The organism is Shewanella sp. 0m-6, from assembly GCF_052977325.1.
The window spans coordinates 168,444-186,941 of record NZ_JBRIMD010000008.1 but is presented as its reverse complement, the minus strand read 5'-3'; the positions used below and the strand labels follow the sequence as shown (position 1 = coordinate 186,941).

The window sequence follows — 18,498 nt, the reverse complement described above, 5'->3', positions numbered from 1 at the left end:
TTTCATTGACGTTATAGTCATCAAAAGCACTTCCTGTAATCAAGTGACTGCTTAATTCCATCTGACAAACCATTCTTACTTGCGGATATTGCGTATTTTTTTGACGTGAAAATGCTTCATTATTCTTTGGGCTATCTGGGGCTCGCCAAACCACACCATCAACCCCCAAGAGCGTTAGCCCATTCCAATGAGGCAAATGAGCGCTGGCTAGCCAAGACGAAGTCATTCGTTGAAATACGGCCTTCATTGCTGCCTGACCAAGTGTTTTGCGGCGTTGAGTTAATGCACTTGGTGCGACAAATGCTTTCCCTGTTCTATCAACAATATCAAGTTGATTAACTACTTCTTTCATGGACTTATCATTATAAATAGCCATACCGACGAGTAACCATACCATGGATTCCAAAGTTAATTTGCGTTTACGCATGGTCACAGTGGCAGTCAGAGAATAGGCTTCATCAATAAGCTCTAGAGGAAGTAAGTCAGCCAACGTTTCAATATTATTCGGCTTCCAATCATTGATGATATTAAGTGCTTGAGATACGTCCATAAAAAAATCCGAGTGTTTAAAAACACTCGGATTTTGCCATCTTATAAAGATCGGTCAACCGATCAATAAACTGCTAAATGATCGGCATTACGGCTAATGCCGACCTTTTTTATTCACTCAAGTTTAATACTATTTGATAGTCATTAAGCGGCTGGAGTCTCTTTTACATAGAGATCCATTTGTGGGTATGGAATACCAATGCCAGCTTCATCTAGTGCAATTTTAATCTGCTCTAGAATTTCAAAATGCGCAGGCCAGTAGTCAGAACCATTTACCCATGGGCGAACCACAAAGTTAACCGATGAATCAGCAAGCTCTGACACGGCTACTGTGTATGCAGGATCTTTTAGCACATACTGGTTATTTTCAAGAATGCTAGTCAGTACCTTTTTCGTCTCAGCTAGATTTGCATCATACGAAACACCAATCACTAAACCTAAGCGACGAGTCTCCATCGCGGAATAGTTAACAATGGTGCCATTCATCATTGCCGAGTTTGGTGCGATAACCACTTTATTGTCAGGTGTCAGCAGTCGAGTTGAGAAGATAGTGATTTCATCTACCGTACCCGCAATGCCAGCAGCTTCAACATAGTCACCAACACGGCATGGTCTAAACAGCACCATTAACACGCCAGCGGCAAAGTTAGACAGTGAGCCTTGAAGTGCCAAGCCTACCGCTAAACCCGCGGCACCAATAACAGCAACTAACGAGGCGGTTTGCACACCAATTTGGCCAAGCGTGGCAACGATGGTAAATACAAACACCAATGCCCAAGCCATATTGGCAACAAACGACACGACCGTCGTATCGACTTTACGCTTTTTCAATAATTTTGTAGTTAGTTTTTTTGCTATATTCGATAAGAACTTACCGATGACAAAAATGATAATGGCAAAAAGTATCTTCATACCATAGGTGACGATTAGCTCTGGTGCTTGGTCCATTAAACCTTGCAAGTTATCCATTTACATACTCCCTTAAATATATGATAAAACTATTGAATAATAACTAAAAACTCGACACGTCGGTTCTGTTGACGACCATACGCGTTTTGATTACTGGCAACCGGGAATTGACTCCCCATACCTTTAACCTGAAATCTATTGGCAGCAAACCCAAACTGCTCAACTAATACTTTCTTTACCTGCTCGGCTCGCTCTCGCGACAACTTTTGATTAACGCTCCTGTCACCGATAGAATCCGTATGGCCAACGAGCAACAGTGGCACTCTTGTCACGGCTAGCCAACGCGTTAGCAGCTCAAATGCTTTTACCTGGGACATTAAAACTTGGGATTGAGCAAATTCAAACTTAACAACCACCGATCTATTTTCTTTACAGCTAGCCGGATATAAACGCCCATCACTGGTCGAAAAACATAAGTTTGGCACGATTCTAAGCTGCTCGATGACCACTGCACTGCCTTGACGATGATCACAACCTCGAGCATCGACACGCAGATCTCTGGCAGTATCTTCACAAGCATCTTTTAAATCTGGCACTCCATCAAGATCGGTATCTTGCCACTGCCGAGCCGATAACCCTGCCGATAAGTTCATGGTAATAAGCAACATCAGCATCAACTTTACCAAAGTCATCTCCTCTAAAAACCTAACACACTCTACTAAGCTTTTATCGATAAACCTTATATCTGACTAGAAATGTTCGATTTTACCAGCGAGACCCAACATCTATCACCATGGGCTAGGCGGTCAACATTTTACGCCAAATAATTTAAAAACACAGCAGAATAATTAACTTAAGCATTACAAGCATAGCTAATATCTAGCATATTTCGATTTTAGGGCTATTTTCCCCTCATGCAACAATAAAGACCGAACGCAAAGCATAAAAAAACCGTTATTACTGATGTAATAACGGCTTATTTGTGTTTATTAATAGCGTTCTAACTTGTCGCTTTTAACCTGACTTTGATAGTGTCGTAGCACCAGTTAAAAGCCACAGCATAGAAAAAGAAAAACACTAAGAAAGCGGCTTCCATGGCTAAAGCTTGTAATAGCGTCAAGTCTAAAAACCACGCAATGGCTGGTACGGTTATAAATATCAGTCCACCTTCAAAGCCACAGGTATGGGCAATTCGCACCTTTAAGCTACGGTTAATTCTGTCTGCGCCGAAGCGCTTATCAAACCAAATGTTATAAATGTAATTCCAAACAACAGTATACAGACTCAGTCCAACACCCACTGCCATCATAGATGTGGCTTCTGTACCCGATAGCATCGACGCTACTGGAACAATAATGGCCAACGCGATTGCCTCAAAAAGAATAGCGTGAGTGATTCTGTCTTTAAACGTCATTTTTATGCGTCCTAAAATTTACTTGTCGCTATTATCATCTTTAATTACGATACTTAAAAATTAGATACCATCACCTTTACTGATATGTTAACCATTGAACAGCTCTACTCATTTGTAACGACCGTTGAGGCAGGATCTTTTTCTGCCGCAGCGAGAAAGCTTGGCAAGGTTCAGTCTGCAATTAGCCAGCACATTATTAACCTCGAAATCGATACGAATCAGACTTTATTTGATAGAAGTCATCGCTATCCGGTATTAACTCGTGCAGGGGAACAATTACTGCCTCAGGCTAAAGCCGTGATAGCTCAACACCAACGGCTCAACCAGCAAGTTGCCGCACTCGACAAGCAAGAAGAATTAAAACTTACGCTCGCTGTGGACGAAGGGATCCCTTATGACAGGTTTACAGCAATGCTCAGCAACCTATCGAATCAATATCCAGAGTGTGAACTTGAGCTCCTATGTGCTTCGAGTCTAGATATCATTCAATTGGTAGATACTAAGCGAGCCGATTTAGGCATCGTCTTTAGCGAACTGACTTACTCTGAGAGTCTCGATTTTGAATCATTAGGTACCGTAAAGTTTGAGTTGCTCGTAAGCCCTAACCACCCGCTTGCACAGTCGACCTCATCTCATATCGACGTACTTAAACTACATAGACAGTTAGTTATTGGTTCTAAAGCAAAACAAAAAGGTTGGTTTAATACCCCTCACTCTCCGGATGTATGGCATGCAGATAACTACTACATGTTGCTTGAGTTAACAAAGGCAGGTTTTGGCTGGACCTTGTTACCACTGCACATGTGTGAAGAGGCCATTGCAGAAAAGCAGTTATGTAAGCTTAAGATTGATTTCGAGCAGCTCGGTTGGCAAGCCAATGTTGATGTGATTCAACATAAAAGCCGACTCGATAACTCGCTTAATCGTCAGCTAAGAGTATTGATGAGAGATCTGCTCAATTAAGCAAAAAGGTTCACATTGATTAAAAGATGGTTTAAAAAAAACGGCCATTTGGCCGTTTTCATATTTGAGCTAACTTACTCAAAGCTAGCTGGTGTAAAGCTGACTAAATATAAAAGCTTTACTTGCCTTCAGGCTTTGGCGGGTAGTTAAGCAGTAATGCTCCTACCGCTTCGTTAACCACTTCGACACGCTCTTCTGGCGTATCTTTGTCGCGCATTGTGTCTGCAACAGAACCTCTCCAGATAAGCTGCCCCGTCTTGCGGTCGACCATATCTAAAATTAAAGTACCGACTTCATATTCACGAACCGTTGTTTGGCTATGACCAGCGCTGCCACTCCAACCCCAGCCTGGGCCGTAATATGGGTTATAGCCGTAGTTGGTATTGAACGTGTCTACATTAATTTTCTTGTCGACTTTAGTTAAGTAGTTTACTAAAACATCGGCTGTTGCAGCATCAGTTCTTGTTAGCCCTTTTAGCTGTAGCTGATCTTCAACCGCTTTGCGAACGCGTTGATCCATAAGCCCATCGAGATGATAAGTTGCATCATCAGTTTTCTTTTGAACCCAAGCGTAAGTTTTCACTTCTGAAAAGTTTACACCTGGATCATAGTCTGAACTTGTCTTAAGTGAACTACATGCACTTAACGCCAGCGCAGCAATGACAATCAATAACTTCTTCATGTTTTACTCCAACAATAATCATATATATTTTGAGCACTTATTAAGCCAGCTTACAGAGCAATCTATTAATCTACAACTCTATTTTAGTAAAGACACCTGTCATTGAGCTTGACTTCATCGCCCAGCTTAATGATAATGATTATCAATTAGTATATTTAAGAGAATCATTATGCTTTGGTTTATGGCCGCGTTTGCTATCGCCCCTATCGTGTTTTTAATTACCCCAGAAAAAGTGACTGAAAACACAGCCACTGACACCTCATCAATTGACAAACTCAGCAAATACTCATTAGTCATATTGCCATTAGTCGTTCTTAGCTGGGTTGTGATTGCGATTGCAACAGCCCCCGTAACGCACTTTGCCGGTACTGCAATCGGTTTTGTTCTAACGTCTTGCGCTATAGCCTTGCCAAGTACACATAAATATATTGCACCGCTAGCATGCTTAACCTTTGCCTCGTTATTCATTGAGCTCGCGCTTTACCTATAAAGGTTTTAAATTCTGTAAAGAGCTGCAGTTTTTGCTCTAGCTCGCCTCTCAACAGATATGATTCTCTTTCGCTTGCCTCTCCCGTATTGCCTGCATCTTTGCTAAACTGCAGCCATAAGTTAACCAACGACCATATATATGAAATCTGATCCAAACGTATCTTTAGTCTACAGCACTGATAGCGGTAGAATAGCCCCCGAAAAAGCGATCCAATCTGCTCCTGAAGGTGATGGCATTGTCAGAATTCATAAAGACAGTAAGGGTCGTAAAGGCAAAGGGGTTTCAGTTATTAAGGGCCTAGGTTTACCTGAAAAAGAATTAAAAGCTTTGGCACAAAAACTGAAAAAACAATGTGGCTGTGGTGGTACGGTAAAAGACTTCAATATTGAAGTGCAAACCGATAATAGAGAGCAAGTGAAAACGTTGCTCGAGAAGCTCAATTATACTGTCAAATTGGCTGGGGGCTAAACGCGCCTAATATGGAAAAGTCTATGGACAGTCTACAGAATCACTTCTTAATCGCGATGCCATCTTTGCAAGATACCTATTTTGAACGTTCACTCATTTATATCTGTGAGCACAACGAAAAAGGCGCTATGGGCATTGTTGTTAATAAACCCAGCGGCATTATTGTTGATGAACTTTTAGAGCAGATGGAGCTGACTGAAGAGCCTGAAGCAATTGAAGCTTTGGCTGCTGAGGTGTTAGTTGGTGGGCCCGTTAATCCTGAGCGAGGTTTTGTACTCCACAGCACACAAGATTGCTGGAGCAACAGCGAGGCTGTCAGCGATGAGATCATGCTAACAACCTCACAAGATGTACTCACCTGTTTAGGCTCAGATAAAGCGCCAGAGAAATTCTTAATTGCTCTTGGCTATGCAGGTTGGACCCGTGGCCAGCTAGAGCAAGAGATAATTGAAAACACTTGGCTATCAATCCCAGCAACGGCAGAACTACTGTTTGAAGTAGAGCACGACGAACGTTGGCAACAAGCAACTGAGTCCCTCGGTTTCGACATTTGGCAACTGTCTAATCTTACTGGCCATGCATAATCGCCGTAACAGGCACTGTAAATACATAGGAATAAGCTGAGATGGGCGATAAAAGCGTCTTAGGATTTGATTACGGTACCAAGAGTATTGGTATCGCCATTGGGCAAGAACTCACTGCAAGCGCACGACCTTTATTATCAATTAAAGCGGTTGATGGTATACCAAGGTGGGAAGAGATAGGCGCGCTTATCAACGAATGGAAACCCGATCTTGTTGTTGTAGGTTTGCCACTTAATATGGATGGCACAGAACAAGAGATGACTCAACGAGCCAGAAAATTTGCGAATCGAATAAATGGCCGTTTTGGTATCAAGGTCGAGACTCAAGATGAGCGCCTTACCACTGCCGATGCCAAAGCAAGACTCTTTGAAATGGGTGGCTACAAGGCACTGACCAAAGGTCAGGTTGATGCTATGTCTGCAGTCTTGATTGTTGAAAGTTACTTCGAGAATCAATATCTGTAATTCGGTGCAAAATCTGAGTAACCCACATCAATATTAAAAAGGGAGCGACTATTGAATGAGTCGCTCCCTTTTTGTATCACGCCGGTATAAGCTTAAATATACGGTTTAACGATATTCGCCATCATCTTAATATGGGCGTCATCATCATTTAGCGCTGCAATATAACGATATTGTTCACCACCAGCCTCTTCAAAGATTTCACGGTTTTCACCGGCGATCTCTTCTAAGGTTTCTAAGCAATCGGCACTAAAAGCCGGACAAACAACAGCAATGTCTTTAACACCTTGACCAGGTAAAGCAGCCATTGTCGCGTCAGTATAAGGCGTTAGCCACTTAGCTTTACCGAAACGAGATTGGAATGTTGTTATATATTGCTCTTCACTCAGGCCTAGCTTTTCAACCACCAGCTTAGTCGTTGTCATGCAGAAACAGTAATAAGGGTCACCTAAATGCAGGTTACGCTCAGGCATACCATGGTATGAGAGCACTAACTTTTGTGGCTGACCATTAAGCTCAAAGTCTTTAGCAATCGATGCCGCTAAGGCATCAATAAAGTCAGGATGATCATGATAAGTATTGATAAAATGCAGCGCAGGCAGGTAACGCCAGCTTGCCAACTCTTTAGCTATGGCATCGAAAGCCGATGCTGTTGTTGGCGCCGAATATTGCGGGTAAAGCGGCAACACCACTATTTTATCAACTCCCTCTTTATGCATTCGTTGCAGGGTCGATGACACTGATGGCGAGCCGTAACGCATACAAAAATCAACCGACACGTCTGTTCCAGCTTGATCGAAGTGCTCTGCCAACTTTTGGGTTTGACGACGCGTGATATCCATCAAAGGTGAGCCTTGCTCGGTCCACACTTGTTGATAAAGTGCTGCAGATTTTGCTGGCCGTACACGCAATATAATACCGTGTAAAATGATCATCCAAAGCAACTTTGGGATCTCGACTACACGCGGATCGGCTAGAAATTCTGCCAGATAACGTCTTACAGCTGATGCTGTAGGCGCATCAGGGGTTCCTAAATTAACTAACAACACCCCAGTTTTACCGCGCTTTTTATGCCCAACTTCTTTGGTCAATCCTGAAAACTTAGCCAAGATAACTCCTTAACCTTTTAATGATAGCTACAGATACGTTTTGATCCGCTTTGAGATCAACATTAATCATAAAAAAGCTGGCAATACAAGATATTGCCAGCTTTTTATTAAACCGTTGTTAATTAATCTAAATTGAGTGTCACTCCATCCATCGAACTGCTACTCGCGGGATCTGAACTCTGTAACTTAATCATCAAGCGTAAGTCATTTGGCGAGTCAGCGTGATGCAATGCATCAGCGTAACTAATTTCACCATCGCTATAGAGTTTTAACAAGGCTTGATCGAACGTCTGCATGCCCTGCTCATTTGATTTTGCCATGGTATCTTTAAGCAAATGTAGCTCATTTTTAGCAATCAAACTTGCCACTCGAGGGGTGTTAATTAACACCTCAATCGCCGCACGCCGTCCAGTGCCATCACTCTTAGGCACCAGTTGCTGGGCTACAATGCCGCGTAAATTTAATGACAGATCAAATAATAATTGATGATGCTTACTTTCAGGCACAAGATGCATAATTCGGTCAAGGGCTTGGTTAGCATTGTTAGCATGTAAGGTAGCCATACATAGATGACCCGTTTCAGCAAACGACAGCGCAAACTCCATGGTTTCTTGGCTACGAATTTCACCAATCAAAATCACATCAGGAGCCTGACGTAGTGAGCTCTTAAGTGCAGCATCAAAGGACTCAGTATCAATACCCACCTCACGCTGCGTAATAATGCTCTGCCTGTGGTCATGGACAAATTCCACTGGGTCTTCAATAGTCAAAATATGCCCACGTGCATGGTTATTGCGATAACCAACCAAAGCCGCAAGTGAAGTTGACTTACCTGTGCCTGTACCGCCCACCATGATCACCAGACCACGTTTACTCATCACTAAGTCTTTAAGGATCGGTGGCAGCATTAGCTCATCGACATCAGGGATCTTGGTCTCGATACGGCGCATCACACAACCAGGGGCTTCACGTTGCCAAAAGGCACTGACACGGAATCGGCCCAGATCTTGTGCGGCGAAGGCAAAATTACATTCACGAGACTCGTGAAACTCCAACTTTTGTGCCTCTGTCATCAACGACTCAACAAAGTCTAACGACTGCGCCGGAGTAAACGGGTTTTCCCCCAGTGGGCGCAGCTCACCATCAACCTTTGCGCTTGGCGGAAAACCTGCAGTGATAAACAGATCCGATGCCTTACGATCAATCATCACCTTTAGAAAAGGACGAACATCCATAGCCTAACTATCCCTATTAAAAGTTGGTTTGTTTATTCGAACTCTTAGCCATGGCATCTTCACGGGTGATCTGACCGCGATTAACCAAGTTCTGTAAACACTGGTCAAGGGTCTGCATACCATGAGCCATACCTGTTTGAATTGCCGAATACATCTGCGCGACTTTATCTTCACGGATAAGGTTACGAATAGCAGGCGTACCCATCATAATTTCGTGAGCAGCCACTCGGCCTCCGCCCACCTTTTTAATCAAGGTCTGAGAGATAACCGCCTGTAAAGATTCAGACAACATGGTTCTTACCATACCTTTCTCGCCTTCAGGGAATACATCGACGATTCGGTCAATCGTTTTAGCAGCAGAGGTCGTATGTAAGGTACCAAATACCAAGTGACCCGTTTCCGCTGCAGTCATTGCTAGTCGGATGGTTTCAAGGTCTCGCATCTCACCGACTAAGATCACATCCGGATCTTCACGCAGTGCACTTCGTAGCGCGGCGTTAAAGCTGTGGGTATGACGGTGAACTTCACGTTGGTTAATCAAACACTGTTTATTTTGATGCACAAATTCTATCGGATCTTCAATCGTTAGAATGTGGTCATGGCGGTTATCATTGACGTAATCTATCATTGCCGCCAAGGTGGTACTCTTACCTGAGCCGGTTGGCCCGGTCACTAACACTAGACCACGAGGAAAACTTGAGATCTTCTTAAAGATTTCGGGGGCACCTAACTGCTCTAAGCTCAAAATATCGCTTGGAATGGTACGAAAAACCGCAGCCGCACCACGAGACTGATTAAAGGCGTTAACACGAAAACGTGCAAGACCTGGAACTTCAAACGAAAAATCGATTTCTAAATGTTCTTCATAATCCTTACGCTGCTTATCATTCATGATGTCATAGACTAGGCTATGCACACCTTGATGGTCTAAAGCAGGTAAATTAATCTTTCTCACTTCACCATCAACACGGATCATGGGAGAAACACCCGCTGAAAGGTGTAGATCTGACGCATTGTGTTTTACACTAAAGGCAAGTAACTCTGTGATTTCCATAGTTTGGGATATCCATTCAACCAAAAACTTACAACATGACAACAATAACAGACAGACTCGCAATCGCCCAGCATCGGATCGCTCAAGCGGCGCAAAAGGCTTCTCGTCGAGCAGAAGATGTACAACTGCTAGCGGTAAGCAAAACTAAGCCCAATGAATACATAATCGAAGCCTACCAAGCCGGACAACGTCGCTTTGGCGAAAACTATGTGCAAGAGGGGGAATCTAAGATAAATACGCTTAGCGAAGCGTATCCAGATATCGAATGGCACTTTATTGGGCCACTGCAATCTAACAAGAGCAAAATAGTCGCAAGCTTGTTTGACTGGATGCATACACTGGAGCGTGAAAAAATCGCTCAACGCTTAAGCGAACAACGCCCTGAATCATTGCCAGCACTCAATGTATGTATTCAGGTCAACATTAGCCAAGAAGCCAGTAAATCAGGGGTGGCTGTAGATGATGTATTTGACCTTGCAGAAAAAATAGCGCAATTACCTAAGCTGACATTACGCGGCCTGATGGCGATCCCCTCGGCCGACGTTGATGAACAAACCGCAGCGGCTGAACTTTCAGCGTTACAAGGCCTTTATACAGAGCTCGCTAAGCGTTTTGATAGTGTCGATACCTTATCTGTAGGCATGAGTAACGATCTAGAGCTTGCCGTCGCTCACGGCTCAACCATGGTACGTATTGGCAGCGCTATATTTGGTGCTCGCGATTACAGTTAGATAAGATTTAAGATAATAGTGCTTGGCAAACAATCGTAAGATGAAATCAATCGTAATATGAAATGATTGCTAGCACGATACATTTAAGTGCCAACAGCTTGCAATTCACGGTTTAGCCCAGATATTAATAGCTAAAGTTGCCATAAAACCAACTAAAACAACAAGAGATCTTCATGACGCAAAAAAAAGTATGCTTTATTGGTGCGGGCAATATGACTCGCAGTATCGTTAGCGGCCTAGTCAACAGCGGTTATAACCCTGAACTAATCGAAGCCACTAACCCTAGCCAACCAAAGCTAGATGCTATGGTCAGCGATTTTGGTATTAAGGTTTCAAATAACAATCTTAAAGCTGCACAAGCAGCAGAGGTCATCGTACTTGGCGTTAAACCGCATTTAATGCAAGTTGTTGGCGAAGAGCTTAGCGGCTTAGATCTCTCAAGCAAACTGATTATCACCATAGCAGCAGGGGTTACTGCAAAGCGTTATGGCGATTATTTTAAGCAAGAGATCAAACTAATCCGCACTATGCCTAATACTCCTACGCAAATCGGTGTAGGCTTAACGGGCCTTTTTGCAGGTGAAGATATATCTGCTGAGCAAAAAGCTATTTGCGAAACGCTAATGGCCACAGGTGGTGAAATTGTTTGGGTCGACAAGGAAGACGATTTAAACCAAGTCATTGCACTAGCGGGTAGCTCTCCAGCTTATTTCTTCCTATTTTTAGAATCTATGGTAGAAAGTGCTGTCAAAGGGGGGATGTCTGAAGTAGCCGCTAGAGATATGGCGCAGCAAGCAGCCCTAGGTGCGGCGTTAATGGTGAAGCAAAACCCTGAGCTAAGCCTTGCTCAGCTAAGAGCAAACGTCACCTCAAAAGGGGGCACAACAGCGCAAGCCGTTGAGACGTTTGAAAAAGGTAACTTACGAGGCTTGGTCGATAGCGCAATGAACAATTGCATCGCCCGCGCTGAAGAGATGGCAAAGCAGTATTAGTTTTTAAATTTAACTTGAACAAGTAGAGTAAACAGATGAATGCATTTAGTTTTCTGATAAGCACGGTATTCGATCTATACCTGATGGTTGTGGTATTACGTATTTGGCTACAGCTAGCCAAAGCTGATTTTTATAACCCGTTTAGCCAATTTATTGTAAAAGCCACCCACCCGATTGTTGGCCCATTACGCCGAGTACTGCCCTCTTTTGGTAGTTTTGACACCGCCTCTTTCGTACTGGCAATAACCGTCGTGATAGCAAAGTTTGTTATCTTAAGCCTGATGGCTGGCGCAGCGATTGATGTACTGACACTGCTACTTATCTCGCTAGTCTCTGTGATTAAAGAAGCGGGTGTACTGCTGTTCTGGATGCTAATCTTACGTGCAATTTTAAGTTGGGTAAGCCAAGGCAGTAACCCAATTGAGATGGTAATGGGTCAACTGACGGAGCCATTGCTTGCGCCAATTCGCCGTATTTTACCGCCAATGGGCGGCTTAGATCTGTCATTGCTGGTCATGATGATTATTCTTAACTTCGTCAATATCTTACTCGCGCAGTACGTGCCATTTTGGGCTAGCGTATAGTGACACCAGCCATATTGCAGCAGGGTGACCTGCTGCTTCAACTCTATATCCAGCCTAAAGCGAGTCGTGACCAAATTGTTGGCCTACATGGTGAAGAGATAAAAATTGCTATCACAGCCCCACCCGTTGATGGCAAAGCCAACGCCCATTTAACTAAGTACTTATCAAAAGCCTTTAAAGTACCGAAGGGCGATATTGCCATAGTGAAAGGCCAAATGGGACGCCATAAACAGGTAAAAATCACCGCTCCTAAGCTTATCCCAGCTGAAATACAAAACCTTTTGTAACCTTATGCGTATTATTCCAATAGCGCATTGAGCCCAACAAAGTTCTATACTGTTAGCAAGATATCTTCCTAAGGAAAGCGAATATGATCCGTTCTTTAACCGCTGTGCTAATGCTCTGCTTTTGTTTAAGCAGCAATGCATTTGCCGAACAAAAAGAAAAAGTGGGTAACTACGATATCCACTATGTAGCCCTTAGTAGCACCTTTTTAACCCCGAGTATTGCCAAGAGTTATGGTATTAAACGTAGTAGCTACACCGGCATCATCAATATTTCAGTGCTTGATACTAGCGTCAAAGGTCACCCTGCCGTTCCTGTTGAGATCTCAGGCGTCGCCAATAACTTACTCGATGCCAGAATCGACTTAAAGTTTAGGGAAATTCGCGAAGGTAACTCTATTTATTATATTGCCGAAGTTCCGTATCGTGACGATCAAGAGATCAACTTCAAGATCGCAATTAAGTCCGGTAAAAAGCTCAATACCACACTCAAGTTCAAACAAAAATTCTACGTCGAATAATCTCTCATTAAATTGAATAAATAGGGGCATTTCGCCTCTATTTTTTTAATTGTTCAACGCGATTGCTACTATCGAAAACACCGTATCTCGGCTATTATTGCCGCCATTATTAACTGACTCATCGAAAGAATCCCATGAACCAAATCGTCCTTGCCAGCGGCAACAAAGGTAAACTCAAAGAATTTTCTGAATTGATGGCTAATTACGGCGTCGAGATCTTAGCTCAGAGTGAGTTCAATGTTGTTGAAGTCCCTGAAACTGGTACTACATTTGTTGAAAATGCCATTATCAAGGCAAGGCACGCCGCGGAAATTACCGGTCATGCAGCCATCGCTGATGACTCGGGTCTAGAAGTTGACTTCCTACAAGGCGCCCCAGGTATTTACTCGGCGCGTTATGCCGGTGAAGGCGCTAAAGATGAGCAAAATTACACAAAACTATTAAATGCACTTGAAGGCCAAACCGAGCGTAATGCACGTTTTCAGTGTGTTTTGGTTTATATGCGCCACGCTAAAGACCCAACCCCAATTATTTGCCAGGCAGCATGGGAAGGCACAATAGGTTTTGGCCCACAAGGCGAAAATGGCCACGGTTACGATCCTATTTTTATCCCTGCAGAACACGAATGCGCCGCAGCTGAGCTAAGCAGTGATGAGAAAAATACGCTCAGTCATCGTGGTAAAGCATTGGTATTGTTAATTCAAGCCATGAAGCAACAAGGTATCTTTAACTAATGCTAACCCTGCCACCGTTAAGCCTTTATATTCATATTCCTTGGTGCGTACAAAAGTGCCCTTATTGTGATTTTAATTCCCATGGCCAACATGGAGAGTTACCCCAGGCTGAATATGTTGATGCACTGATTAAGGATCTCAAACAAGATCTGCATTATGTGCAAGGTAGGCAACTACACACGATTTTTATCGGTGGCGGAACGCCCTCTTTGTTCGATGCTGCGCATATAGGGCGTTTACTCGAAGAGGTGGATGCACTCATCCCCTTTAGCGACAACATTGAAATCACCATGGAAGCAAACCCTGGCACCCTAGAGCATGATGATTTTGAAGCATACAATAAAGCAGGTGTAACTCGTCTTTCTATTGGCGTACAAAGTTTCTCGACTGACAAGCTCAATCTGCTTGGTCGTATTCACGATAAAGATGAGGCTCAAGTTGCTGCGCAAAAAGCCAAAGTTTCAGGCTACCAAAGCTTTAACTTAGACTTAATGCATGGTTTACCAAACCAAAGTTTTGATGAAGCCCTTGCCGATATTGAAACAGCAGCAGAACTCGCGCCGCCGCATTTGTCTTGGTATCAGCTCACCATAGAACCAAATACCTTGTTCCATTCTAAACCACCGCAGTTACCAGATGATGAAAACTTGTGGCAGATCTACGAACAAGGCCAGAAACGTCTAGCTGAGCTGGGCTATCAGCAATATGAGATCTCAGCATATGCTAAAGAAGGCTATCAGTGCAGACATAACCTTAACTATTGGCAGTTTGGCGACTACTTGGGGATCGGTTGTGGCGCCCACGGTAAAATCACCCTAATTAACGATAATAACGTTAGCGACAGCAAAATTATCCGCACAGTTAAAATAAAGCACCCTAAGGGCTATTTAACAGCAGATAACTATACCTACGAAACCACCGAAGTTGCGCAAGAAGATCGAGCATTAGAGTATCTAATGAATCGCTTACGCCTAATGAGCCCCATTCCTAAGGTGGAATTTGAGCAGCGTACCGGTTTATCACGAGACACCATTAGTGACGGCATCAAACAAGCCTGTGCCAAAGGCTTAATGACCGAGTCTGATAAACATTGGCAACTGACTAGCAAAGGTCACCTGTTCGTCAATGAGTTGCTGTCACAGTTTCTATAGCGCGTTCCATCTGTTACAAACACCAATTAACTAGCTGAATAAAAAAAGAAAAGATGTTAATACCGGCTCGCATAGAAACATTTACTAACACTTAGATCAAAAAATTAACCGCCGGCTTCTTTAGGATAACAATCATAATTCTAAGGAAGCCTAAAAATGCCTATAAAAACAAAAATCAGCTCTATCGCCCTATCACTTTCAATTGTATTTAGTGCCACTACCACATTTAGCACCACAGCGATTGCCGCCTCATCCTCTGTACAATTATTAAGTCCAAGTGAGAGCATTGCTCATAAGGCTGAAAGCGAGTCAGAAAAAGCCAACCTCTTATTTGAAAGCATTTTCATGGAAAATGTTATGGCGAGCCCTATTTCACAAACGCACCTTGGGATTAAAACTGACTATGACAAATGGGACGAGATGGGTGATGCCGCCGATGACGCAGCCCTTGCACGAGATAAAAAACACTTAACTCTGCTACAAAAAATCGACCCAAGTAAGCTCGATAGACAGACTCTACTTAGCTATCAGCTATTAACTCAAAAGCTTGAGCAAAGCATTAAAGATGACAAGTGGCGTTACCATAGCTACCCGGTCAACCAGATGTATGGTGGCCACTCACAAATCGCCTCTTTCTTGATTAACCAGCACCAAATTGGCAACGTTGAAGATGCCAAAGCCTATATTAGCCGCCTACAAGGTGTGCCTAAGCGATTATCTCAACTACAAGCGGCCTTAGAAACGCGTGAAACTAGGGGCATTGTTGCGCCTAAGTTTGTCTTCCCTTATGTAATAACCGACAGCAAAAATATCGTAGCTGGCGCACCTTTCACTGCTGAGTCTAATAAGGGCGATATGGCACAAGATAGCGCGCTATGGGCTGACTTTAAACGCAAAGTATCAAGCCTTGAATTGAGCGATAGCGACAAAGATAGCTTATTACGCGATGCTAAAACGGCATTAGTTAACGATGTAAAACCTGCCTACGACAAGCTAATCGCCTACATGACTAAGCTTGAAACTAAAGCCGATACTCGTGACGGCGCGTGGAAATTTCCACAGGGCGAGACTTACTACAACAATGCATTAGCTCGCACGACGACAACCGACATGACCGCTAATGATATCCATGAGCTAGGTCTATCTGAAGTGGCGCGTATTCACAGCGAAATGCGCGATATCATGACCAAAGTTAACTTTGAAGGCTCATTAACCGAGTTCTTCAAGTTTATGCGCGAAGACGAGCAGTTCTATTACGCCAATGACGATAAAGGCCGCCAGGCATACCTCACAGAGGCCACCGCACTTATCGACACCATGAGCAGCAGGCTCGATGAAGTGTTTAAGGTCAAACCTCAAGCACCTATGATAGTTAAACAGGTTGAAGCCTTTAGAGAGAAATCTGCAGGTAAAGCTTTTTACAACAACCCATCACCAGACGGAAGCCGCCCTGGTACCTACTATGCCAATCTATATGACATGAAAGCCATGCCAAAATATCAGATGGAGGCGTTGGCCTACCATGAAGGCACGCCGGGTCACCATATGCAGATAGCTATCGCCCAGGAGCTTAATGGTGTACCAAAGTTTCGTAAGTTTGGCGGCTATACCGCTTATATCGAAGGCTGGGGGCTTTACAGTGAGTATTTCCCGAAAGAGATGGGCATGTACTCTGACCCATATTCAGACTTTGGCCGCTTAGCGATGGAGTTATGGCGCGCTTGTCGTTTAGTGGTCGATACCGGTATTCACGCTAAAAAATGGACGCGTGAAGAGTCTATCGAGTATTACGTTTCTAACACGCCCAATGCCAAATCTGATGCAGTAAAAATGGTTGAGCGCCATATTGTGATGCCATCTCAGGCAACCGCTTATAAAGTGGGAATGCTAAAGCTACTAGCCTTAAGAGACAAAGCGCAGCAAGCCCTAGGCGATAAATTTGATATTCGTGATTTTCACACCATAGTCCTTAAAAATGGTCCAGTACCGTTAGATGTACTCGAAAGTGAAATCGACCTATGGATAGAGCAAAACAGCTAATAACAGCGATTAATAACGGTTGTAAATAGTCATCCAGGTGCTGTCAGGCGAGCTCTGTCGCTATTGCTCAGTTGCTCTAGCTTAGCCACGATGAGCCAGCCTGCCACAATGACTGAGCGATAGAAGCCTAGCTGCAGTCGCTTAATTGCAGTCGCTTAATTGCAGTCGCTTAGCCACAATCGCTCTAGCGCAATATAGAAATCTAAACTAAAGCGGGCACAATTATATTGTGCCCGCTTTCATTTCTAAGTTGATCAACAAGACACCAGCCCTAAAAGATTCTAATTTACCTCACGGCCTTAGCCATTGATTACAGCCTAACGGTTTATGTAAACAGTAAATTCGATTCAAAATTGTACTTATCACCTCAAACAAATTAGTTTTAATAAGATAAATGTAAACATGCTGCGGTTAAGGGAATATATGTCTGAAAATACGCAAGTTGAGCTAAGCACAGAGATAGGTCCAAACTGGTTTGCCTCTGTTATGGGCACAGGCATCATCGCTAACGCCGCAATCGGGCTACCTATGTTTGGCGGGCACTTAAACGACATAGGGCTGATTATCTGGTTACTCGCATCCTTGATGTTAGTTGCTATGCTATTACTGAAAATAGTTCAGACCATTACCAAGCCCCACATTATCAAACGACAATTTAACGACCCGGTGATGTCGCAATTTTTTGGTGCACCTCCCATGGCGATGATGACTATAGCAGGAGGCGCGCTGTTGTACGGCTCACAAGTTATGGCCGTAGAGACCGCAATGACGCTAGCCTGGAGCCTGTGGATAGTAGGAACACTACTTGGGCTGCTGACCGCCGTTGTTATTCCATTTCGTCTTTTTACCCATCATCAGGTCCGGGAAGACGCCGCTTTTGGTGGTTGGTTGATGCCCGTTGTACCGCCTATGGTCTCTGCTGCTATTGGCGCCATGTTAATCCCCCATTCTGAAAATATTGCCCTACAACAAACGCTGCTTTATGCCTGCTACGCCATGTTTGGCATTAGCTTACTTAGTGCACTAATCATTATCACCATGATCTGGAGCCGCTTAGCTTACTCAGGCACATCAGGCAGCGCGCGCGTTCCGACCCTTTGGATTGTCTTAGGGCCTCTCGGGCAATCTGTTACTGCGGCTGGAGCACTGGGTAGCGCGGCGCTATTTGTGGTCGATGAGCCGATTTCTACAGGCATGAATACTATGGCAATTCTTTATGGGGTGCCTATCTGGGGATTTGCTTTTTTCTGGTCGATATTAGCAAGCTTACTAACACTGCGCGCTCTGCGCAGAAAAATGCCCTTTGCGCTCACTTGGTGGGCATTTACTTTCCCTGTTGGTACTTGCGTTACCGGAACCACACAATTAGCTTTACATACTAGGCTACCTGCGTTTGAGTGGGCTGCAGTTATTTTATTTGCCGGCTTAATTTGTGCCTGGATTATCGCAGCAACTGGCACAATAAAGGGATTTAAAGGTGGCCATATTATGAAGAACCCAACCACATCAAACCATGTCGTTTCTAAGAAGGGCAAGCTCTGAA

General features: G+C 43.8%; 22 protein-coding genes. 14 read left to right on the top strand and 8 right to left on the bottom strand.

The features are described 5' to 3' along the window. The 4 genes from ACVBJC_RS08920 to ACVBJC_RS08905 all read right to left on the bottom strand — a co-directional run. The coding region (locus ACVBJC_RS08920; RefSeq protein WP_447160509.1) for an IS4 family transposase at positions 1–550 on the bottom strand (550 nt) is incomplete at its 3' end. Between the two features lie 143 nt (positions 551–693). Next, positions 694–1,518, bottom strand: a complete 825-nt coding sequence (locus ACVBJC_RS08915) for a mechanosensitive ion channel family protein (protein WP_447160508.1) — start codon at positions 1,516–1,518, stop codon at positions 694–696. A 29-nt stretch (positions 1,519–1,547) separates the two neighbouring features. Beyond that, a complete protein-coding gene (locus ACVBJC_RS08910; protein ID WP_447160507.1) occupies positions 1,548–2,150 on the bottom strand; it encodes an OmpA family protein in 603 nt (200 codons plus the stop codon). A gap of 308 nt (positions 2,151–2,458) precedes the next feature. Continuing rightward, positions 2,459–2,872 (bottom strand): PACE efflux transporter, encoded by a 414-nt coding sequence (locus ACVBJC_RS08905; RefSeq protein WP_447160506.1) that lies wholly within the window; start codon positions 2,870–2,872, stop codon positions 2,459–2,461. An 84-nt stretch (positions 2,873–2,956) separates the two neighbouring features. Between ACVBJC_RS08905 and ACVBJC_RS08900 the strand changes: the two genes are divergently transcribed. Continuing rightward, the gene (locus ACVBJC_RS08900) at positions 2,957–3,835 is read left to right on the top strand and encodes a LysR family transcriptional regulator (RefSeq protein ID WP_447160505.1); all 879 of its coding nucleotides are present in this window, start codon (positions 2,957–2,959) and stop codon (positions 3,833–3,835) included. Between the two features lie 118 nt (positions 3,836–3,953). Here the strand turns inward: ACVBJC_RS08900 and ACVBJC_RS08895 are convergent, their stop codons facing one another. Continuing rightward, entirely contained in the window at positions 3,954–4,517 is a 564-nt protein-coding gene (locus ACVBJC_RS08895; protein WP_447160504.1) for a DUF4136 domain-containing protein, read from the bottom strand. 169 nt (positions 4,518–4,686) lie between these two features. Between ACVBJC_RS08895 and ACVBJC_RS08890 the strand changes: the two genes are divergently transcribed. From ACVBJC_RS08890 to ruvX, 4 genes are all read left to right on the top strand, one after another. Then, positions 4,687–5,007, top strand: a complete 321-nt coding sequence (locus ACVBJC_RS08890) for a hypothetical protein (RefSeq protein WP_447160503.1) — start codon at positions 4,687–4,689, stop codon at positions 5,005–5,007. A gap of 138 nt (positions 5,008–5,145) precedes the next feature. Further along, positions 5,146–5,475, top strand: coding sequence for a stress response translation initiation inhibitor YciH (yciH, locus tag ACVBJC_RS08885; RefSeq protein WP_447160502.1), 330 nt, complete (start codon positions 5,146–5,148; stop codon positions 5,473–5,475). Between the two features lie 23 nt (positions 5,476–5,498). Next, positions 5,499–6,059: a YqgE/AlgH family protein gene (locus tag ACVBJC_RS08880; RefSeq protein ID WP_447160501.1), complete on the top strand. Its 561-nt coding sequence runs from the start codon at positions 5,499–5,501 to the stop codon at positions 6,057–6,059. Between the two features lie 41 nt (positions 6,060–6,100). Then, positions 6,101–6,523, top strand: a complete 423-nt coding sequence (gene ruvX / locus ACVBJC_RS08875; RefSeq protein WP_447160500.1) for a Holliday junction resolvase RuvX — start codon at positions 6,101–6,103, stop codon at positions 6,521–6,523. Positions 6,524–6,615: 92 nt separating this feature from the next. On the opposite strand, the gene hemH is transcribed toward ruvX, so the two are convergent. From hemH to ACVBJC_RS08860, 3 genes are all read right to left on the bottom strand, one after another. After that, entirely contained in the window at positions 6,616–7,629 is a 1,014-nt protein-coding gene (gene hemH / locus ACVBJC_RS08870) for a ferrochelatase (RefSeq protein WP_447160499.1), read from the bottom strand. A 122-nt stretch (positions 7,630–7,751) separates the two neighbouring features. Next, positions 7,752–8,864 carry a PilT/PilU family type 4a pilus ATPase gene (locus ACVBJC_RS08865; protein WP_447160498.1) on the bottom strand — a complete coding sequence of 371 codons (1,113 nt, stop codon included), beginning with the start codon at positions 8,862–8,864 and terminating at the stop codon, positions 7,752–7,754. Between the two features lie 16 nt (positions 8,865–8,880). After that, positions 8,881–9,918 (bottom strand): type IV pilus twitching motility protein PilT, encoded by a 1,038-nt coding sequence (locus tag ACVBJC_RS08860; protein ID WP_447160497.1) that lies wholly within the window; start codon positions 9,916–9,918, stop codon positions 8,881–8,883. Between the two features lie 35 nt (positions 9,919–9,953). On the opposite strand from ACVBJC_RS08860, the gene ACVBJC_RS08855 reads away from it, so the two are divergent. The 9 genes from ACVBJC_RS08855 (at position 9,954) to ACVBJC_RS08815 (ending at position 18,497) form a co-directional block, all read left to right on the top strand. Further along, positions 9,954–10,649, top strand: coding sequence for a YggS family pyridoxal phosphate-dependent enzyme (locus ACVBJC_RS08855; protein ID WP_447160496.1), 696 nt, complete (start codon positions 9,954–9,956; stop codon positions 10,647–10,649). A gap of 173 nt (positions 10,650–10,822) precedes the next feature. Continuing rightward, a complete protein-coding gene (gene proC / locus ACVBJC_RS08850) occupies positions 10,823–11,641 on the top strand; it encodes a pyrroline-5-carboxylate reductase (RefSeq protein ID WP_447160495.1) in 819 nt (272 codons plus the stop codon). A gap of 35 nt (positions 11,642–11,676) precedes the next feature. Then, positions 11,677–12,225 (top strand): YggT family protein, encoded by a 549-nt coding sequence (locus ACVBJC_RS08845; protein ID WP_447160494.1) that lies wholly within the window; start codon positions 11,677–11,679, stop codon positions 12,223–12,225. Then, positions 12,225–12,512: a DUF167 family protein YggU gene (gene yggU / locus ACVBJC_RS08840; protein WP_447160493.1), complete on the top strand. Its 288-nt coding sequence runs from the start codon at positions 12,225–12,227 to the stop codon at positions 12,510–12,512. The genes ACVBJC_RS08845 and yggU overlap by 1 nt, the downstream gene beginning before the upstream one ends. Positions 12,513–12,595: 83 nt before the next feature. Next, positions 12,596–13,030: a DUF4426 domain-containing protein gene (locus ACVBJC_RS08835; protein WP_447160492.1), complete on the top strand. Its 435-nt coding sequence runs from the start codon at positions 12,596–12,598 to the stop codon at positions 13,028–13,030. A 134-nt stretch (positions 13,031–13,164) separates the two neighbouring features. Beyond that, positions 13,165–13,764: an RdgB/HAM1 family non-canonical purine NTP pyrophosphatase gene (gene rdgB, locus ACVBJC_RS08830; RefSeq protein WP_447160491.1), complete on the top strand. Its 600-nt coding sequence runs from the start codon at positions 13,165–13,167 to the stop codon at positions 13,762–13,764. Beyond that, positions 13,764–14,915, top strand: coding sequence for a radical SAM family heme chaperone HemW (gene hemW, locus ACVBJC_RS08825; RefSeq protein WP_447160490.1), 1,152 nt, complete (start codon positions 13,764–13,766; stop codon positions 14,913–14,915). Before rdgB ends, hemW begins: the two co-directional genes overlap by 1 nt. A 156-nt stretch (positions 14,916–15,071) precedes the next feature. Then, entirely contained in the window at positions 15,072–16,955 is a 1,884-nt protein-coding gene (locus ACVBJC_RS08820; RefSeq protein WP_447160489.1) for a DUF885 domain-containing protein, read from the top strand. 423 nt (positions 16,956–17,378) lie between these two features. Then, positions 17,379–18,497 carry a TDT family transporter gene (locus tag ACVBJC_RS08815; RefSeq protein WP_447160488.1) on the top strand — a complete coding sequence of 373 codons (1,119 nt, stop codon included), beginning with the start codon at positions 17,379–17,381 and terminating at the stop codon, positions 18,495–18,497. The last annotated feature ends 1 nt before the right edge of the window (position 18,498 follow it).

Coding starts and splice junctions, on each gene's coding strand:
- ACVBJC_RS08915 (WP_447160508.1), bottom strand. CDS start 1,518: ATGGATAACTTGCAAGGTTTAATGGACCAAGCACCAGAGCTAATCGTC.
- ACVBJC_RS08910 (WP_447160507.1), bottom strand. CDS start 2,150: ATGACTTTGGTAAAGTTGATGCTGATGTTGCTTATTACCATGAACTTA.
- ACVBJC_RS08905 (WP_447160506.1), bottom strand. CDS start 2,872: ATGACGTTTAAAGACAGAATCACTCACGCTATTCTTTTTGAGGCAATC.
- ACVBJC_RS08900 (WP_447160505.1), top strand. CDS start 2,957: ATGTTAACCATTGAACAGCTCTACTCATTTGTAACGACCGTTGAGGCA.
- ACVBJC_RS08895 (WP_447160504.1), bottom strand. CDS start 4,517: ATGAAGAAGTTATTGATTGTCATTGCTGCGCTGGCGTTAAGTGCATGT.
- ACVBJC_RS08890 (WP_447160503.1), top strand. CDS start 4,687: ATGCTTTGGTTTATGGCCGCGTTTGCTATCGCCCCTATCGTGTTTTTA.
- yciH (WP_447160502.1), top strand. CDS start 5,146: ATGAAATCTGATCCAAACGTATCTTTAGTCTACAGCACTGATAGCGGT.
- ACVBJC_RS08880 (WP_447160501.1), top strand. CDS start 5,499: ATGGACAGTCTACAGAATCACTTCTTAATCGCGATGCCATCTTTGCAA.
- ruvX (WP_447160500.1), top strand. CDS start 6,101: ATGGGCGATAAAAGCGTCTTAGGATTTGATTACGGTACCAAGAGTATT.
- ACVBJC_RS08865 (WP_447160498.1), bottom strand. CDS start 8,864: ATGGATGTTCGTCCTTTTCTAAAGGTGATGATTGATCGTAAGGCATCG.
- ACVBJC_RS08860 (WP_447160497.1), bottom strand. CDS start 9,918: ATGGAAATCACAGAGTTACTTGCCTTTAGTGTAAAACACAATGCGTCA.
- ACVBJC_RS08855 (WP_447160496.1), top strand. CDS start 9,954: ATGACAACAATAACAGACAGACTCGCAATCGCCCAGCATCGGATCGCT.
- proC (WP_447160495.1), top strand. CDS start 10,823: ATGACGCAAAAAAAAGTATGCTTTATTGGTGCGGGCAATATGACTCGC.
- ACVBJC_RS08845 (WP_447160494.1), top strand. CDS start 11,677: ATGAATGCATTTAGTTTTCTGATAAGCACGGTATTCGATCTATACCTG.
- ACVBJC_RS08835 (WP_447160492.1), top strand. CDS start 12,596: ATGATCCGTTCTTTAACCGCTGTGCTAATGCTCTGCTTTTGTTTAAGC.
- rdgB (WP_447160491.1), top strand. CDS start 13,165: ATGAACCAAATCGTCCTTGCCAGCGGCAACAAAGGTAAACTCAAAGAA.
- hemW (WP_447160490.1), top strand. CDS start 13,764: ATGCTAACCCTGCCACCGTTAAGCCTTTATATTCATATTCCTTGGTGC.
- ACVBJC_RS08820 (WP_447160489.1), top strand. CDS start 15,072: ATGCCTATAAAAACAAAAATCAGCTCTATCGCCCTATCACTTTCAATT.
- ACVBJC_RS08815 (WP_447160488.1), top strand. CDS start 17,379: ATGTCTGAAAATACGCAAGTTGAGCTAAGCACAGAGATAGGTCCAAAC.